Source organism: Corynebacterium sp. CCUG 61414 (genome assembly GCF_024453945.1).
Classification (GTDB): Bacteria; Actinomycetota; Actinomycetes; order Mycobacteriales; family Mycobacteriaceae; genus Corynebacterium; species Corynebacterium pseudogenitalium.
Genome location: NZ_JAGPYU010000023.1, coordinates 1 through 17,119 on the forward strand (window position 1 = coordinate 1; position 17,119 = coordinate 17,119).

The 17,119-nt window shown below is 62.7% G+C and carries 13 protein-coding genes, 1 tRNA gene and 1 other RNA gene; 2 read left to right on the forward strand and 13 right to left on the reverse strand.

Features of this window, described 5'->3' with window-relative positions; translation table 11 throughout:
* Positions 1 to 671: 671 nt before the first annotated feature.
* The 7 genes from KBX14_RS10825 to ffs all read right to left on the reverse strand — a co-directional run bounded on the left by KBX14_RS10825 (position 672) and on the right by ffs (position 6,227).
* A complete protein-coding gene (locus KBX14_RS10825; protein WP_005391230.1) occupies positions 672 to 950 on the reverse strand; it encodes a hypothetical protein in 279 nt (92 codons plus the stop codon).
* A gap of 81 nt (positions 951 to 1,031) precedes the next feature.
* Positions 1,032 to 1,658 (reverse strand): recombination mediator RecR, encoded by a 627-nt coding sequence (gene recR / locus KBX14_RS10830; protein WP_256042540.1) that lies wholly within the window; start codon positions 1,656 to 1,658, stop codon positions 1,032 to 1,034.
* 58 nt (positions 1,659 to 1,716) lie between these two features.
* Positions 1,717 to 2,094: a YbaB/EbfC family nucleoid-associated protein gene (locus KBX14_RS10835; protein ID WP_070363280.1), complete on the reverse strand. Its 378-nt coding sequence runs from the start codon at positions 2,092 to 2,094 to the stop codon at positions 1,717 to 1,719.
* Between the two features lie 73 nt (positions 2,095 to 2,167).
* The gene (locus tag KBX14_RS10840) at positions 2,168 to 4,186 is read right to left on the reverse strand and encodes a DNA polymerase III subunit gamma and tau (RefSeq protein WP_256042541.1); all 2,019 of its coding nucleotides are present in this window, start codon (positions 4,184 to 4,186) and stop codon (positions 2,168 to 2,170) included.
* 18 nt (positions 4,187 to 4,204) lie between these two features.
* On the reverse strand, positions 4,205 to 4,741 hold the full coding sequence (locus tag KBX14_RS10845) for a hypothetical protein (RefSeq protein WP_256042542.1): 537 nt from the start codon (positions 4,739 to 4,741) through the stop codon (positions 4,205 to 4,207).
* Complete coding sequence (locus tag KBX14_RS10850) at positions 4,738 to 6,024, reverse strand: aminotransferase class I/II-fold pyridoxal phosphate-dependent enzyme (RefSeq protein WP_256042543.1); 1,287 nt, start codon at positions 6,022 to 6,024, stop codon at positions 4,738 to 4,740. The genes KBX14_RS10845 and KBX14_RS10850 overlap by 4 nt, the downstream gene beginning before the upstream one ends.
* A 104-nt stretch (positions 6,025 to 6,128) precedes the next feature.
* Positions 6,129 to 6,227: signal recognition particle sRNA small type (gene ffs / locus KBX14_RS10855), an RNA gene on the reverse strand.
* A 114-nt stretch (positions 6,228 to 6,341) separates the two neighbouring features.
* On the opposite strand from ffs, the gene KBX14_RS10860 reads away from it, so the two are divergent.
* Positions 6,342 to 6,427: transfer RNA gene (locus KBX14_RS10860), tRNA-Ser, on the forward strand.
* A gap of 491 nt (positions 6,428 to 6,918) precedes the next feature.
* Here KBX14_RS10860 and KBX14_RS10865 read toward each other — a convergent pair.
* Together KBX14_RS10865 and gluQRS are read right to left on the reverse strand one after the other, a co-directional pair.
* A complete protein-coding gene (locus KBX14_RS10865) occupies positions 6,919 to 10,521 on the reverse strand; it encodes a YPDG domain-containing protein (protein ID WP_256042544.1) in 3,603 nt (1,200 codons plus the stop codon).
* 168 nt (positions 10,522 to 10,689) lie between these two features.
* Positions 10,690 to 11,610 carry a tRNA glutamyl-Q(34) synthetase GluQRS gene (gluQRS, locus tag KBX14_RS10870; protein ID WP_071573452.1) on the reverse strand — a complete coding sequence of 307 codons (921 nt, stop codon included), beginning with the start codon at positions 11,608 to 11,610 and terminating at the stop codon, positions 10,690 to 10,692.
* Between gluQRS and KBX14_RS10875 the strand changes: the two genes are divergently transcribed.
* A complete protein-coding gene (locus KBX14_RS10875; RefSeq protein ID WP_070477264.1) occupies positions 11,609 to 12,295 on the forward strand; it encodes a queuosine precursor transporter in 687 nt (228 codons plus the stop codon). The genes gluQRS and KBX14_RS10875 overlap by 2 nt on opposite strands.
* Here KBX14_RS10875 and KBX14_RS10880 read toward each other — a convergent pair.
* The 4 genes from KBX14_RS10880 to KBX14_RS10895 all read right to left on the reverse strand — a co-directional run bounded on the left by KBX14_RS10880 (position 12,292) and on the right by KBX14_RS10895 (position 16,835).
* Complete coding sequence (locus tag KBX14_RS10880) at positions 12,292 to 12,621, reverse strand: helix-turn-helix domain-containing protein (protein ID WP_168161602.1); 330 nt, start codon at positions 12,619 to 12,621, stop codon at positions 12,292 to 12,294. The two genes, KBX14_RS10875 and KBX14_RS10880, sit on opposite strands and share 4 nt — an antisense overlap.
* Positions 12,622 to 12,681: 60 nt before the next feature.
* Positions 12,682 to 13,116 (reverse strand): hypothetical protein, encoded by a 435-nt coding sequence (locus tag KBX14_RS10885; protein ID WP_141742150.1) that lies wholly within the window; start codon positions 13,114 to 13,116, stop codon positions 12,682 to 12,684.
* 69 nt (positions 13,117 to 13,185) lie between these two features.
* The gene (gene tgt / locus KBX14_RS10890) at positions 13,186 to 14,436 is read right to left on the reverse strand and encodes a tRNA guanosine(34) transglycosylase Tgt (protein WP_070477262.1); all 1,251 of its coding nucleotides are present in this window, start codon (positions 14,434 to 14,436) and stop codon (positions 13,186 to 13,188) included.
* Positions 14,433 to 16,835 (reverse strand): MMPL family transporter, encoded by a 2,403-nt coding sequence (locus KBX14_RS10895; RefSeq protein ID WP_256042545.1) that lies wholly within the window; start codon positions 16,833 to 16,835, stop codon positions 14,433 to 14,435. Before KBX14_RS10895 ends, tgt begins: the two co-directional genes overlap by 4 nt.
* Positions 16,836 to 17,119: the final 284 nt, after the last annotated feature.

Consider the following 17,119-nt stretch of genomic DNA (forward strand, 5'->3'; position numbering starts at 1 on the left):
ACTCAATCGGCATCCAAAAAGGCCACATCTAACCCCGCGACACGCCGATAGCAGACACACATTTTGTCGCTTAACCCCCCGAAGGGCATAAAAATCCCCAGCAGTAAAATACTTTTACCACTGGGGATGATAATTTGCGGACATACACATATACAGCATACACCTGTTTGTGAGTGCTGTTTTTGGGGATATGTCAAAATTGATAAGGCAAAAGTATTCTTAAATTGGGTACAAAAAACTAAGCCCCTACAAAAGGGACTATCATAATCCTTTGTTCCCACTATTTGATTATAGTTTTATTTAAGAATACCTTGCCGCATATTTTTTACTCCTTTTCTGGAATTGAATTATTATATCACATCAGTTTTAGGAAAACAAGTATCTAAAAGAAATTTTTCTTCCCCTTATATGTAACAATCATACCGGCTTCCTAACGTTCAGAATGGTTTCTACTGTCTGCTGCGGTGTTTGGTTGGAATTGTCCAGCCAAAAGCCGATCCGTGGTGTTGTCTGCATTTTACTAAATACAAATTCAATGTATACAGAAAGAAATATATAAGGAGTGGGAGGGATTCCGCCGTAGTCGGCATTGTAGGAAAATCCAAAAGTTTAGATTTTCTCAAAATGCTTATCTTTTGGTCTTTGGTTCGGAATAGTGTAGTGCTGGCGGTCTATCTATTGTTTTCGGTTGCTTGCTTCTTTACCGTACATGAGCATTCAGTGTTGGGGATAAACACGACTGCCGCAGCATCCGGCATGACCAACTCACTATCGGAAAGCGTGGCACCGGGTGCAAGGGTGACAGTCGGCAACGCCAGCACATCGCGTGCAGAAAGCATGCTTGCACGCCGACGTTTACGAGTCCTGCCGGGGTCGGGGTTGGTGTTGTAATCGGCCCAATCCTTCTCTGGTGGCTTGGGGATCAGCGGGGGAATATCGTGTGGGGACATGGGTGCGGACCTCCTTCGGGTTCTGGCCCACAACCAGCCTGCCACCTAGGGTCAGTGAGGGAATTTGGTGCACAGCACCTCCTACAACGTGAGCCGCCCGGAGAGCGCGCGGGAGAGGGTGAGCTCGTCGACGAACTCGAGGTCGCCGCCGAGCGGCATGCCGGAGGCCAGGCGGGAGACGGTCAGATCTGGGAAGTCCTTGAGCAGGCGGGCCAGGTAGGAGGCGGTGGCTTCGCCTTCGGTGTCGGGGTCGGTGGCGAGGATGACTTCGGTGATTTGGGGGGCGTCGTCGCCGTCGAGGTCGGGAAGGACGCCGCCGATGCGCTTCAGCAGGGGCGTGACGGCGAGGTCCTTGGGGCCCACGTTCGCGAGTGGGTCGAGTGCCCCACCGAGCACGTGGTAGCGGCCGTTGAACTCGCCGGTCCGTTCGATGACCTGGATGTCTTTGGCGTCTTCGACGACGCAGATGAGGTCTTTTTTGCGGCCGGAGTCGGCGCAGATGCGGCAGACCGTTTCGCGGGAGACGTTGTTGCAGATGCGGCAGAACGTCACGCCGTCGCGGACGCCGGCGAGGGCGGCGCGGAGGCGGTCGATATCTTCGGGCTCGGTTTGGAGGAGGTGGAAGGCGATCCGTTGCGCGGACTTGGGTCCGACGCCGGGGAGGCGCGAGAGCTCGTCGATAAGGTCTTGGAGCGGTCCTTCGAACATGGGGGTCCTTTACAACACAAAACGCCTGGCGAAGTGCCAGGCGTTCAAGCGGGTGGGTTTAGATGATGCCGCCGAACGGAATCTCACCAGGTGCAGGCTGCTGACCACCAGGAGCCTCCTGTGGCATTGCGCCGCCGGTCAGTGGGCCGATCTTCTCCTGTGCCAGCTCGCCGGCCTTGTTGTGGGCGTCGCGGTATGCGGCGAGGATGAGGTCCTGCAGCGTCTCGACGTCGTCGGCGTCAACAGCCTCCGGCTTGATCTGCAGGTCGGTGATCTCTGCGCCACCGGTCATGACGACGGTGACCAGGCCGCCGCCAGCGGTGCCGGTGACGGTGGTGCTGAGCAGCTCCTGCTGTGCCTGCTGCAGCGCCTGCTGCACCTCGGCTGCCTGGCGGATGAGTTCCTGCATGTCCTGAGGCATATTTGGCTGGGTCATGGTGCGTAACACCCTTTCGTGTCAGTGATTTTGTCTAATTTGCTCACCAGTGTACCCGGTGGTTCCTGAATGCTTACAAGGGCTTGGCTCCAAGTTCGCTGGCAAGCAGGTCCATGGCAACTTCGGTGGCGTCACGACGGTCGAAGGTCGCCGACTCGGCCTCGGCCTGGTCGACCATGTCGCGCTCTTCGTCCTCTTGGCTGTAGGGCTCGGGCGGCGGCGGTGGCGGTTCCCATCCGGCGTCTTCGTGGAATGGTTCGGGCGGCGGCGGGACTTCTTCGTGCTCGCGGCGCTCCTGTTGCGCGCTGCGTTGCCCGGCGGCTTTCGCTATCGCCCGCCAGTCAGTGGGCTGCTGCGCTGCGGGTTTTGGGGTTGCTTCACTTTTCGACGCCCCCTTCGCCCCTTTCGTGCCCACCACACAGCGCACGGCCACCTTGGTGCCAAGCGCTTCGGAGAACACCGCGACGATGTCCGCGTTGTTGTTGTCGGCGTTGAGGCGCTCCGCGAGGGCACCCGTGTTGTGTCCGATGAGCAGCGTGGGCTGGCCGTCTTCGTTGTCGAGGGAGAGCGGTTTTGCCTCGGCAAGCATGATTTCGGCGACCTGGTTGCGCTTGCCCACAGCTTGGCGCAGCTTCATCCAGTCACGCTGCACGCGCTCGAGGAGGTCCTCCGCAGGTGCAGGCGCCGGTTCTGGTGTCGGCTTCGGTGCCGGGGTTGGTTCCGGCTTCGGTGGCGTTGCGGGTTCCGCGGGTGGCTGCGGCACCGGCTTCGGTTCAGGCTTCGGCTCGGGCTTGGGCTCAGGCTTCGCTGCAGGCTCGGGCTTGGGCTCAGGCTTTGGCGCGCTCTGCGCCTTTCGGCGCTCCGCGATCCTGGCCGCAGCAGCCGCAGCGGCCGCGGCTCCCCCACCCTGCGACGGGGCCGGCTGGGCAGGCTGGGCCGCCTGCGCAGGCACAGCAGGCGCCGGTGCAGCTGCGGTAGCCGAGGAGACCGCCGGGCGGTCGCCCATCGTGAGCAGGTGCGCCATCATCACTTCCAACAACAGGCGCGGGGACGTCGCGCCGCGGAGGTCGCCGATCCGATCGTTGACCTCGGTCGCGAGCGCCGCCAGCGTCGACGGGTGGAACTGCTGCGCTTCGGCGCGGAGTATTTCGGCGCGGTCGACGGGGGCGTCGACAAGCCCTTCGCCGAAGGCATCCGGCACGGTGACGATGAGCAGCAGGTCACGCAGCCGGTCCAGCAGGTCGAGGGCGAAACGGCGCGGCTCGTGGCCGGACTCGATCACCTTGTCGATGGTGTGGAACATCGCCGCGGCGTCCTTGGTGGCGAGGGCGTCGATGGCGGCGTCGAGAAGCGTGAGGTCCGTGACCCCGAGCAGCGGCAGCGCCATCTCGTAGGTCAGGCCGTCCGGGCCGGCGCCCGCCAGCAGCTGGTCCAACACCGACAGCGTGTCGCGCGGCGACCCGCCTCCAGCGCGGATGACCAGCGGGTACACGTTCTCATCGACGTGCGCCCCCTCCTCCGCCACAATGTTTTCCAACAGGTGGCGCATCGCCTGCGGGGTCAGCAGGCGGAACGGGTAATTGTGGGTACGCGAACGGATCGTGCCAAGAATCTTTTCCGGCTCCGTCGTCGCAAAGATGAAGATGAGGTGCTCTGGCGGCTCCTCCACAATCTTGAGCAGGGCGTTGTTGCCGGAGGGCGAAATCATGTGCGCCTCGTCGATGATGAAGACGCGGTAGCGGGACTCCGCAGGCGCGAACATGGCACGTTCGCGCAGCTCACGCATGTCGTCGACACCGCCGTGGGAGGCGGCGTCGAGCTCCATCACGTCCAGGTTCCCGGTGCCACCAGGCGCCAGCGACACACAGGACGCGCACTTGCCGCACGGAGTGGATGTCGGCCCCTCAACGCAGTTCAACGAGCGCGCCAGGATGCGCGCCGAGGACGTCTTGCCACACCCCCGCGGCCCCGAAAACAGGTACGCATGGCTGATGCGCCCGTTGTCGAGAGCGTTCGATAACGGCACAGTCACCTGGTCTTGCCCAACCAGCTCACCAAACGTTGCAGGACGATATTTCCGGTACAGAGCCACGGCGCCAAGTGTAGACGATCAGCCCTCTTCCCGGCACCAATCTTTCACATCCACGCCACGCCTGCGCAGACGCCGCTCCAGCACCGGATAGCCCTGCTCGGAGGCGATCCCGAACTCCTCATCGGTGAGCGCAATCAGCTCCAGAAGCAGCGTAATCCGGCCCGGCTCTCGCACCATCGGGGTGCCTTGCGCGAACACCTCCGGCTCCCGCAGCAGCCCATGCCGCACGGTGCCCGGCGCGTCCACCAGCAGCCCCTCGAGCAGCACGCCAGGCTGCCCCGGCACTCCAAGGCGCTCAAGCTCGCGGGTCGCGTCCACGACGGTCTCGGCAAGCACCTGCTTCTCGACGTCCCCCACCGCCATCACCTCACACACCACTTTGGTGGCGTCATCGTCAGCCAGCACCAGGCCCAAATCGGTGCCGCTGAACCCGGCGGTGACCGCCACGTTCGAACCGTCCAGTTCAGCGGTGGCGGCGGCGCGGGCGTCGATAAGCGAAAGCTGCATCCCCGGAAACACCGAGGCAAGCCAGGCGGCGAGGTCGTCGCCCGTCATGCGCCGAGCTTCTCCACCGCCGCGAGCAACACGCACGTGGCCACGCCGTCCATCGCCCGCGTGACATCCTCCAGTGGCGGCATCGACGGCGCTAGGCGAATATTGCGGTCGTTCGGGTCCTCCCCCTTCGGGAACGCCGACCCCGCCTTCGTCAGGCTGATGCCGGCCTGCTTCGCCAGCTCCCACACGCGAGTCGCAGTCCCGTCCATCACATCCAGGGAGATGAAGTAACCGCCCTTCGGCGTCGACCAAGACGCCACGCCCGTGCCCCCGAGCCGGTTCTCCAGCACGCCGAGCACAGCCTCGAACTTCGGCGCCAGCGATTCCGCGTGCTTCCGCATCACCTCACGCACACCATTCGCGTCCTTGAAGTACATCGCGTGCGCCAACTGGTTCACCTTATTCGGGCCGATACCACGCACATTCGCGATCGACTCGTACCACTCCAGGTTCTCCTCCGACGAGGCAAAGAACGCCACGCCCGAGCCCGCGTGCGTAATCTTCGACGTCGACGACATGTACCAGAACCGGTTCGGGTTACCCGCCTTCGCCGACAGCGCAAGCACGTCCGCGTTCACCGGGAACGTATCCGTCAGCGTGTGTACCGCGTACGCGTTGTCCCACACAATGCGGAAGTCCGGCGCGGCCGTCTCCATCGCCGCCAGGCGCTCGATGGTCGCCTGCGAGTACACCGCGCCCGTCGGGTTAGAGAACACCGGCACGCACCACATGCCCTTCACAGCAGGGTCCTTCACCAGCTCCTCCACGACGTCCATGTCGGGACCGTCCTCAAGCAGCGGGACAGTGATCATTTCGAAGCCGAAGCGCTCCGTAATCGTGAAGTGGCGGTCATAGCCGGGCACTGGGCACAGCCACTTAATCGCGTGCTCGCGCTGCTCATCCGCCCACGGCCGCGGCGAATCATTCGTCCCAAACGTGTACGCCCAGGACACCAGGTCAAACATAATATTTAGCGACGACGAGTCTCCCGCCACCAACAGCTTCGGATCAATACCGAGCGCCTCGGCCCACAACTCACGCAACTGCAAAATGCCCGTCAAGCCACCGTAATTACGCACATCCACGCCCGAGGCGTCACGGTGATTCCCCACACCCGGCAGGGCCAACAGATCGTCCGCCAAGTCCAACTGGCGCGCCGAGGGCTTCCCCCTCGTGAGATCCAACGCCATGTTGGTCTCCTCCAGCTGCTTGTACTGCTCACGCAACTCAGCAGCCAGGCTTGCAAGCTGCTCAGCATCTAGTTCTTTCAACGGGGTGTTCAATGTCTTGGTGTCCTATTCGAGTACGTCGGCGTATCTACTAACGACCCATCATCGTACTAGCGACACCCCACCCCGCGCGACGGTTTTTCCCCAGTTTTACCCCATAAAAAAGGGGACCTCACGCACCTGCCAGCGCCCGCTTACCCTTGCTGCGTTCCCGCCCTGGGGGAGTTCACGAGATGAGCACCGCGTGAGATCCTGCAGAACACTCTAGCCTGAAGCTTTAGGCGTTGCAAAACATTGACTGCGCAGGCGTTTTGTCGGAACCTGGGGGGATGGGTTAAAGTAGTCCCTCGACGCATGATGTGTCGCAACTAGGAGGATTCGACTAGCGGCCTATGTCACACGCCTGGAACGCGTGCGGGTTTCACGACCCTCGTGGGTTCAAATCCCACATCCTCCGCGCTTTTTGACAGCGCATCCGGTTGAAGTTTTCGCCGGGTGCGCTGTTTTTGCATTCGCGTTTGGATTGCGCACCACATTCTCTGTTTCCGGGGTAGCGACCGAGCGTTTCCCCAGGTCGCGCCCACTTCGTGAGGGAATGTGGTGCACTACCCATCACCCGAGTGCCAAAGGACGCAACCCACTTTTCACGACCTGGGCTTTTACCCCATCCCCCAACAAGAACTGCGTCCTTTGGCACTCACACCACGCACGGAGACACCAAATTCCCCCACCGGCTGCCAGTGACCTTGATTTTTCCAATCCGTCCCGCGAAAACCCAGGAATGTGGTGCGCGAGGAGGGTAGTTGCGCACCAAAATCCGGCATTTTGAAAAGTCGCCAAAGCATTTCCCCAGGTCGCGCCGACCGTATGAGGGAATTTGGTGCGCGGGTCCAGCACGACAAAACCCCGCGACCCAACTCACAGGTCGCGGGGTTGTTTACAGAGGAGCTACTTCTCCTTAGGGGTGGTCGGCTCAGCCGAGGTCGTGGGAGCTGCCGTCGAGGTCGTGGCAGGTGCCGTGGTCGATGGCTTCCGGCCGAGGAAGTCGCCGAGCGAGGAGCCCTCGTTGGAGCTCTGCTGGATCTTGTTGGCTGCGCCGTTCTCGCCTGGGGCACACAGGGAGAGCAGGCCGGCCAGGGCACCAATGCCGAGCGTGACCGCTGCGATGGCGCCGAGGGCTTCGGTGGCCTGCGGGCCGAACTTGGCGTTCAGGCGGGCGGCTTCAACGTCGAGCTGCTTCAGGAAGTCAGGTCGGTTGTCGCCGAAGTTGCCGAACGGGTTCGGGATGTTCATCTGCTCGGAGACACGGCGCGCGGAGGCGCTGATCTCTGGGCCCATTGCGGCGATGAGTGGCGCGCCGACGGCGACTGCCAACCCGAGCGGGATGAGCCACAGGAGTGGCCCGCCGTGGGAGGACATGTCGGCGAAGCAGCGCTGCAGGTCATCGGTCGAGCTCTTGCCTGGGGTCTTCGGCTGGTCTTCACCCTGGACAACGACGTGGACGGTGACGTCGCCTTCGCGGCCTGGGATCGTGATGTCGAAGCCCTTGGGGTCCGGGGTCCGCTCAGCTGGTGGGACGATGATGACCTTGTCGCCTTCACGCTTAGCGGTCCACCCGTCGGGCAGTTTCAGGTCGCCGATGTTGGCGCCTGGCACGTTGATCACGATGTGCTGCGTGCCCGGGGTGACCACAACCTTCTCCGTGGAGCCTGGTTTAGGGGTGACCTCGATGGTTGGAGGGGTGTCCTTACCTGCCGCGGTTGGCGGGGTGTCGCCACCGACGGTGACAATGGCTGGGCGGGTGACGGTCTTGCCGTCTGGGTAGGTGACCTCTACCGGGACGACGACCTGCTCGCCTGGCTTGGCGTCGGCAGGTGGCGTGACGGAGACGGAGCCGCCGTCGTTGATGGTGACGCTCCAGCCTTCCGGCGCCTTCCAGCCGTCGACGATCTTGAAGGTCGCGCCGTCAGGCTGCGTGCTTGGCGGCACGACAACGGTGACGCCGCCCTTGGTACGGCCAGGGTTGTAGTCGACTGGTGGCTGGCCTTCGGGGGTGTCGGCGTCGTCAACAACCAGGATGGTTGCTGGGCGCGTGACCTTCTGGCCGCCTGGGTAGGTGATGTCGACTGGGACGACGGTGTAGTCGCCGGACTTGGCGTCGGCAGGCGGGGTGGCGGTGACGGAGCCGTCCTCGCCGACGGTGACCTTCCAGCCCTTCGGCGCCTTGTATTCAGGCGAGATGACGAAGGCGGTGCCGCCCGGCGCGCGTGGCGTCGGGTTGACGGTCACGGTCTGGTTCGGCTTGGTCTGCTTCGGGGCGTAGTTCTGGTCCGGGGCGGACGGGGTGGCCGGGTTCGGGTCGACGGGTGCGGCCGGGTCGTCGATGACGGTCACGACGATTGGGCGCGTGATGGTGTTGCCGTTCGGGTCGGTGACCTGCACGTTAATCACGCCGAAGTCGCCTGGCTTGGCGTCGGCAGGCGGGGTGACGTGCGCGACACCGGTGTTTTCGTCGATGTTGATGGTCCAGCCTTCAGGGATGTCCTTCTGCTCGACAACGTAGGTGGAGCCCTCGGTGCCACCCTTCGGGGTGACAACTACGACGGTGCCCGGCTTGGTCGGCTTCGGTGGGAACTGGACGTCGTTGGTGCCCTTGGGGGCGTCGTCGACAACTACGACGACTGCTGGGCGAGTGATCGAGGAACCATCCGGGTAGGTGATCTGGACAGGCACGACAATGCGGTCGCCTGGCTTGGCGTCGGCGGGCGGGGTCGCGGTAACGGAGCCGTCCTCGTTGACGTTGACCTTCCAGCCCTTCGGGACCTCGTAGGCGTCATGGATGGTGAACGTGGTGCCCTTCGGCGCATCAGCGCTGAACTCTGGGGCGTCCACGGTGACCTCGACACCTGGGCGGGTGGTTTCCGCCAGGTAGTACGCGTCTGGGTTCTGTGCCTGCGGCGGCGCGCTGACGATGACGGTGCCCGGTACGACCTTGGTGGAGCCGTCTGGGAAGGTCACCTCGACGTTGATGGTCTTCGTTTCGCCGTCGCGGGCGTTCGCCGGCGGCGTTGCGGTGATCTCGCCGGTGCGCTTATCGACGCCCACCGTCCAATCACCGAGCTGCTGGTCAGGGGCGATCTTGAAGGTCGTGTCGGCCGGCAGCTCCTGGTCACGGACCTGCGGCAGCGTCACTGTGACGGATGGGCGGGTAATCATCACGTCGTAGCCAGGGGTGTGCTCCTGCGCCAGGGTCGTGTCAACGCCGACCACGGACTCCAGCACGTCGTGGGATCCGTCTGGGTAGGTGGCCTTGACCTGCACGGTCACGGTGTCTTCCAGGCGCGCGCTCATCGGCGCGGTGACCTTGAGCGCGTTGCTGCCCTCTTCCAGAGTGACGTCCCATGGGCGAGCCTCGCTGCTTGGGGTAGCGCCGATAACCTCGAAGGTGGTGCCGTCAGGGTACTTCGGGCTGCCCGGATTCAACGCGACGGTTGCCGTCTTGCCCGGGGAGGTCTTCTCGTTCCCGTAGCTTGGGGCCCACTGCTGGGTCTTGAGCTGGAAGGTTTCGCCGATCTTGGCGTTGTCCTTGTACTTCCGCAGGTTGAGCTGGTCGGAGCCATCGCGCGGGGTGGCGTACACCTCAACTTGGAGCGCTTCCGGCTTCTCGTTGTCGATTTCGCCGGTCCCGCCGACAGGCAGGGTGACATGCACGCGGCCATCCTTATCGACGCGCGCATTCGCGCCCTCGACAGCCTTACCGTTTCGCGTCACGACAGCAATCACGCGAGCGTAATCTTCCCCAGCACCGTTGGTGACCTGGATGTTCGTCGCAAACTCCTTGCCGTTCGCGGTGACAACCGGCACCTCGTCCTGAGCCGCCTGCAGCGGGAAGCACTGCGCGTTCTCTGCCGGGACCGGCAGCAGGTCAACCTCGGCGATGTTGCGGGCTTCGAAGCCCAGGCGGTTCGGGAAGTTCTCGTAGCCGTTGCCTACGCTTCGGGCGACCCACGCGAACGTGCGTGTCTCGCCTTCCTTGATGTCCTTCACGTCCTCGAGGGTGACCTTCGCGGACACCACCGGGGAGCCTTCCGAAAGGTGCAGCTCGACCGGCTCAACGTGCGCGGTGCCGGTGACCTTCAGGTCCATATTGGTGGTGCTACCCTCGCCGGAACGCACCGCTCCTGGGATAGTCTCCCCTACAGACACCGCCGAAAGGGTGAAGGTCTCCTCGAAATCAGAGATGCCGGTCTGGTTCATGCGCAGCTCGGAAACCATCGAGTCCACAGCGTGCTCGCCGTCGCCGTGGAGGCTGACCCAGTAGTACACCTCAACCTGGCCCTGCTCGTTGACAACGCGGGTGCCCGTCTCAAACGAGCCCTCGTTCGGCGTAGTCACGGCACCAACGTGCTGGTGCGGGAACAAGGTGTTCGCGCTCAGCACGTCGTGGCATCGGTTCTCTTCGGCGCTCTGCGCGTCCACCTGTGGCACCACGAGCGCGGACGCCCCCAGCGCCAGCGCCACCACAGTGGCTGACATTCTACGATTTCGCATTCTGAAACTCCCCTCAAAGGCAACTGTGTGTTATTTGTGCTATCCATTCATCATGAACGGTTTTTAAGAAGTTTCAAGTACTTTTGACAGTTTATTTTCAGCAAACGCCCGGACCTGCACAGTTGTCGTCAAAATATTTGCATCACATGCATGTTATTCAACCAGCGGTTACCCCCGCTCGGGTGTATTTGTCCAGACGAAAGGATCCGCTGAGAGCTTCTCAGGGTCAAAGCGCTCAAGGATCTCCTGCGCCGTCCCAGCGCCTGCGCACCCAATCGATTCCGCCAGCGCCCGCACCACGCCATCCACCCCAATGCGCTGCGACATCTCCGCAAACGTCACCGCCCCGTCGCGCTTCGCCAGCCGCTTGCCCTCCGCGTTGAGCACCAGCGGCACGTGCACATACTCGGGTTCCTGCCCGCCCAACAAGTGCGTCATGTACGCCTGCGCGGGCGCCGACATCAACAAATCATCCCCACGAACCACCTGGTCAACCCCCTGGTCCACGTCGTCGACGACCACCGCCAAGTTATACGCCCAGTCCCCCGCCTGCGCCTGCGTAAGGTTGCCACCGCGGCGCACCACCACGTCATCGACAGGCCCGGTCACCTCCCCGGCAAAGAAGTCACGAACCGTCCACTCCCGCACATCAGCACGCAGGCGAAGGGCAGGCATGCGGCCCTGCTGCGAAAGCTGGTGGCGTCGAAAAGCTCGCTGCTCCTCGCTCAAATCCCTGCACGTGCCCGGGTACATCCCAGGCTGCGCATGCGGCGCACTCGCCGCCTCCCGAATCTCGCGGCGCGTGCAGTAGCACTCATACACCGGGAGCTGCGACAACGCCGCCTCATACAACGCCGAACGCTGCGACTGCCACACCACCGGCGGATCAAAATCAAGGCCCAGCGCCAACAAGTCCTCTATTTGACGACGCCCCGCCGCCTCCGACGAACGCTCCGAATCAACATCCTCCACCCGCAACCAAAAACGCCGCCCACTCCGACGCGCGAACAACCACGCCAGCAGCGCCGTCCGCAGATTGCCAAAATGGAGATCCCCACTCGGAGAAGGTGCATACCGTCCAGCATTCATGTGTATAGGATATGTAGCCGTGACAAACCAAGAAACTTTTGCGCGATCGCTTTACCCTGTACTGGTATCTGTGTTCTGCGCCGTCTTCCTCATTTCCAACATCACAGCACAGAAGGGAGTCGCCCTCGGACCATTCATCACCGACGGCGCCTTTTTCCTCTTCCCACTTGCATACGTCCTCGGCGACGTGCTCGCCGAAGTCTACGGATTCAAAGCCGCCCGCCGGGCGATCTTCACCGGATTCGGCATCGCCATCCTGGCCGTCGTGTCCTTCTACATCGCCATCTGGCTCCCCGGCGCCGACTTCTACGACATGCAAGAACCCTTCTCGACGATCCTCGGCCTCATGCCGCGCATCGTCATGGCGTCCCTGGCCGGCTACATCGCAGGCCAGCTGCTCAACGCGTGGGTGTTGCAGAAAATGAAAGACCGGTTCGGACACGACCGCCTGTGGGCACGCCTCATCGGCTCCACCATCGTCGGCGAGTTCGCCGATACCCTCCTGTTCTGCGCCATCGCAGCGGCGGTCATCGGCATCGAAACGCCGGGTCAGTTCATCAACTACGTCGTCGTGGGCTTCCTATGGAAGACCCTGCTCGAAGTCGTCCTACTCCCGATCACGTACCCGACCATCGCGTGGGTACGCCGCCGCGAGCAGGAACTGCATGCGGAGCTGCGAAGCTAACGCCCAGAGCCAGCGCTAGGAGCTGGCTCGAACACCAATCTGAGATCAAGGGCCGCAAGCACTTTGAGCAAAGTGTCAACAGTCGGGTTACCAAGCCCGTTTTCAATGCGGCTCAACTCGGCTTGCTGGATCCCAGCGGAATCTGCAACCTCTTGCTGCGTTGCGTCACGTTCTTTCCTCGCTGCCATCAGGGCAGCACCCACTGCCCTTCGGTCTGCAATCTCGGAAGCAAACGCACGAGCAGCAGCATCTCGCACGATCTCAGCAGCTGGTGAAGCTGCTTCCCGATACGGTTTTACGAATTCTTCAAATGCTGTAGTCCCCATTCCCACACCTTTCATCTGCTGATTCAATACCCCTGATCTTATGTGTTACAGCACATAAGATCAAGAGGGTTGGTCACGCTTCCACTGCTCCAACGCAGCCCTTGCAGCTCGAATCTCCTTCTGTTCTTGCTTGCTACTTGGCGCACGCAGTTTGTTGTACCCACCCAGCAACAGAACGATCTTATCGCCGTGAAAAGTGCAGTAGACACGGATCAATACGCGTTTCTTCCACCAACGTTTTGGCACCCGATCAGCTGCTCCCGAGGGCCCATGCTCGCGAAGAATTGTGTCGATGCTTCTTCTTATTCGAAGTTCAAACAGCCCCCTACCAAGGCTTTTGCCCCATTCGCTTTCACAGATGCGAATCCCCAGCGGCGCTAAGACATACTGGACTGCTGCGTCCGTGACTGCTCGTTCCACTTCATCCAGGCGTTTGTAAAAACGATGAAAGTTTCCACCATCGAAAACCTCGACACGCCAAAGTTGATCAGACAATATACCCCCTTGTCCCCCGAAATGCGCTCTAGCTTAACGCCTATAAGAGCCTCTAGCCCCCAGAAACACCTACTTCCCCGCGTAGTACCTGCCCATAAACTCGTCGCGGAACGCCTCGTACTCCCCGGCATCGATGGCGTGGCGGATGTTGTCCACCAGGCGGATCATGAACTCCAGGTTGTGCATGGTGCACAGCGTCCCCGCCAAGAACTCCTTGGCCTTGAGCAGGTGGTGGATGTAGGCGCGCGAGTAGTTCTCGGAGACGTAGCCGCCGAACTCCTCGTCGACGCCGGAGAAGTCCCGCTTGAACCGGGCGTTCATCAGGTTCATGCGTCCGTCCAGCGTATAGACGCCACCGCGGCGACCAAGCCGCGTCGGCGCGACGCAGTCGAACGTGTCGGCGCCGGCTTCGACGGCGGTGAAGATGTCGTCCGGCTCGGAGATGCCCAGCAGGTGGCGCGGCTTGTCCACGGGCAGCTCGTCAGTGACCCAGCCGACGATGGTGCCGAGGTTTTCCTTCTCAAGGGCGCCGCCGATGCCGAACCCGCCGAAGCCGCGTCGGCCGGCCTCGCGCGCCTCCCGGTCGAGGTCGAGCAGTCCGCGGGTGGCGTGGCGTCGTAAATCTTCGTACTGGGCGCCCTGCACCACGCCCCACAGTGACTGCTTCGGGCGGTGCGTGCGCGCCTCGGTGAGGCGGTGGTGCTCGTCGAGGCAGCGCTTCGCCCAGCGGTGGGTGCGCTCCACGGAACGCTCCTGGTAGTCGCGGGTATCCACGAGGGTGGTGAGCTCGTCGAAGGCGAACATGATGTCGGCGCCGAGCTGGTGTTGGATCTGCATGCTCACCTCGGGGGTGAAGCGGTGCTTGGAACCGTCGATGACAGACTTGAAGTCGACGCCGTCTTCGTCGACCATCGCCATGCGCTTACGCTTCTCGGCCCGGATGTCTTTGTCGGTGAGCCCGGCGGTGTCCATGGCCAAGACCTTCTTGAAGCCGACGCCCAGGCTCATCACCTGGAAGCCACCCGAGTCCGTGTAGGTCGGGCCGTCCCAATTCTCGAAGGCGGCGACGCCCCCGGCCTCATCGACGATGTCGGGACCCGGCTGAAGGTACAGGTGGTAGGCGTTGGACAGGATCGCCTGCGCACCGGTCTGGTGGATCTGCTCCGGGGTGAGCGTCTTCACCGTGGCCTTCGTGGCCACCGGGATGAACGCGGGGGTCTGGATCGGGCCGTGCGGCGTATGGATCACACCCGTGCGCCCATGCTTACCCGGCGCGTCATACAGGGTGGTGTTCAGGTCGAAGGAAAGGTCGTCGGTCATGCGTGCTCCAGTGATTCGGGGTGGAATTCGGCTTCGAGTTCGGTGCCCTCCACGTCAACTTCCGGCAGCACCTTGTCCAGCCACTTCGGCATCCACCAGGTGGAACGGCCCAGGATGAACATCGTAGCGGGGACGAGCGCCATGCGGACGAAGAAGGCGTCGAAAAATACGGCGGCGCCGAGCGTAAAGCCAAAGATTTGGATGAATGGCAACGGCTGGTCGATGAACGCCACGAACACCGCAATCATGATGACTGCTGCGGCCGTGACCACGCGCGCGCCCTGCACGAAGCCCTCGACGGTGGACTCGCGCACCGCCTTGATTTCCGCCTCCGGGTCGCCGGCGCGGCGCAACTTCAGGTAGCGCTCGCGGATGCGGGTCACCAGGAAGACCTGGTAGTCCATGGCCAGGCCGAACGTGACGCCGATCAGGAAGATCGGCATAAATGACAGGATCGGGCCGGGGGTGTTCACAAGTCCGCCCCAGCCGAGCTGGAACAGGCCCACCGTCATACCGAACGCCGCGCCGACCGACAGCAGGAAGCCAAGGCCCGCCACCACCGGCACCAGGATGGAGCGGAACACCAGGATCAGCAGGATGATCGCAAGCCCAACCACAATCGCCAGGTAGAGCGGCATCGCGTCGCCCAGCTCCTCAGTAATGTCCATCTGCACCGCAGTGAGACCCGTCAGGCCTATCGACGTCCCCGTCGCATCCTCCACCTGGACATTGTTCGCACGCAGCGCATGCGCCACCTCCAGCGTGTACTCCTCTTCCGGACCGCCCTTCGGGGTGGCCAGGATCCGGGCCGCCGTCATGTCCTCATTCGCGCCGACGAGCTGCGCGTGCTCGATCCCGTTGACGCTGTTGGCCTCCTGCACCGCGTACAGAAACGACGCCAGCGCCGCCTTCTGCGCGCGCCCACCGGCCTCGTCCGGCATCATCGCCATGTACGGCTGCAGCATCTCCGCGTCCGGGTTGACGGAGGTGGCGTCGACAACCAGGAGGAACGGCGCGTTGACCCCCGGGCCGAAGCCCTCCGCCATCAGGTCCGCCGACTTACGCTGCGTGGTGTCCAGGTTCGACGTCGTATCCGACGGCAGCGCCATCTCCAGCTGCAGCAACGGCGACGCCAGCGCACCCAGCCCCAGCACGACGACCGTCATCACCACCACCGGGAACCTGCGCACCACGTTCACCCAGGACCGGCCCACCGACTTCGCCGACAAGTCGCGACCAGGCCTCTTGCCCGGGCCAGGGTTGCCCGCGAACCACGGCAACTTCCCACCAAACGAGCGATCACCCCACACCCCCAGCAACGCCGGGAGCAGCGTTAACGCCACAAGCACCGCGATGAGCACCGTCAGCGCCGCCGCCAGGCCCATCCACGTCAAAAACTCAATACCTGCCAAGGAGAGCGCCACCAGCGCCGTGAACACCGTCACCCCAGCGAACACCACCGAGGATCCGGCCGTGCCCACCGCCAGGCCCGCCGCCTCCGGCGCGTCCAGCGTCTGCCGCTCCTGCCTGTACCGCGACAGGATGAACAGCGCGTAGTCAATACCGACAGCCAGGCCGATCATCACCGCCAGCACCGGCGTGACCTCATTGAGCTCCACCCAATGCGTCGTGATCAGCACCGCCAGCACACCAATGCCCACCCCAACAACAGCACTCACAATCGGCATTGTCGACGCCACCAAGGACCCAAACGTCACAATCAGCACCACAAACGCCACCGCGAGCCCCACCATCTCCGACGTCGTCTTAATCTGGATCGGATCCCCGAACCCGGCACCACCGGCCTCGACCCGCAGGCCGGCCTCTCGGCCGATCTCCAACGCCTCATTCACCACGGCGCGCTCTTCCTCCGACACCGTCATCGAAGACTCCGCGCCAAACTCGAACGTGGTGTACCCAATCCGGCCATCGTCCGACACCATCCGCAGGTAGTACGCGTCCTGCTTCGCCTGCTCCTCAGGCAGGCCCATCTGCGTCATCTGCCCGACGATCATCTCCCCCAGCTCCCGGTTCACATGCACCGGGTTGCCAAACCTGTCCGTCCCCGTCAGCCCCTCCAGGTGCTCCTCGATGTAGCCGACCGTCGCGTCCATCCCCGCCATGAACTCCGGCTCATCTAATCGACGCCCCTCCGGCGCCGCAAACACCAAATTCACCCCGGGCGCCGTCGCCACGTTCCCCTCACCCGGGAAGTGCCGCTCCATGTCCTCGAGGGCTTCGATGCCGGGCGTCCCCGAGATCGGAAACTCCGACGTAAACGGCTTCATCAGCGAAAACGCCCCCGCCGCCGTGGCGCCGAGCAGCAACAGCCACGCCACGATCACCTTCCACTTATGCAGAAATGACCAGCGCCCAAGCCGAAACAGCATCTTCGCCACGGTGTTTACGTCCTCACTGTCGCTTCTCGATTCTGACTGCCACCAAACCGTGGCACACTACCAGGCCATCTTATAGGCGAAACCTTGCTGGACTCGATTTCCCTTCATACCCAGGTCACCGGTTTGACCAAGCGAAATTGTTCCCCGCTGCACCAAATTCCATCGCCAGACTTAGACGACCTGGCGAAACGCACCGACCCCACCCCCAAACGCTCTGTGTCAAGTGGTTGTGGTCCGGAATCATGGTTAACAATGCATCATCAATGCACACGGCATCGGCGCCG

Bases quoted from the DNA above. Each gene is read 5' to 3' on its own strand.
- recR (WP_256042540.1), bottom strand. From the start codon at position 1,658: ATGTTCGAAGGACCGCTCCAAGACCTTATCGACGAGCTCTCGCGCCTC.
- KBX14_RS10880 (WP_168161602.1), bottom strand. From the start codon at position 12,621: ATGGGGACTACAGCATTTGAAGAATTCGTAAAACCGTATCGGGAAGCA.
- KBX14_RS10845 (WP_256042542.1), bottom strand. From the start codon at position 4,741: ATGACGGGCGACGACCTCGCCGCCTGGCTTGCCTCGGTGTTTCCGGGG.
- KBX14_RS10875 (WP_070477264.1), top strand. From the start codon at position 11,609: ATGTGTATAGGATATGTAGCCGTGACAAACCAAGAAACTTTTGCGCGA.
- tgt (WP_070477262.1), bottom strand. From the start codon at position 14,436: ATGACCGACGACCTTTCCTTCGACCTGAACACCACCCTGTATGACGCG.
- KBX14_RS10865 (WP_256042544.1), bottom strand. From the start codon at position 10,521: ATGCGAAATCGTAGAATGTCAGCCACTGTGGTGGCGCTGGCGCTGGGG.
- KBX14_RS10835 (WP_070363280.1), bottom strand. From the start codon at position 2,094: ATGACCCAGCCAAATATGCCTCAGGACATGCAGGAACTCATCCGCCAG.
- gluQRS (WP_071573452.1), bottom strand. From the start codon at position 11,610: ATGAATGCTGGACGGTATGCACCTTCTCCGAGTGGGGATCTCCATTTT.
- KBX14_RS10825 (WP_005391230.1), bottom strand. From the start codon at position 950: ATGTCCCCACACGATATTCCCCCGCTGATCCCCAAGCCACCAGAGAAG.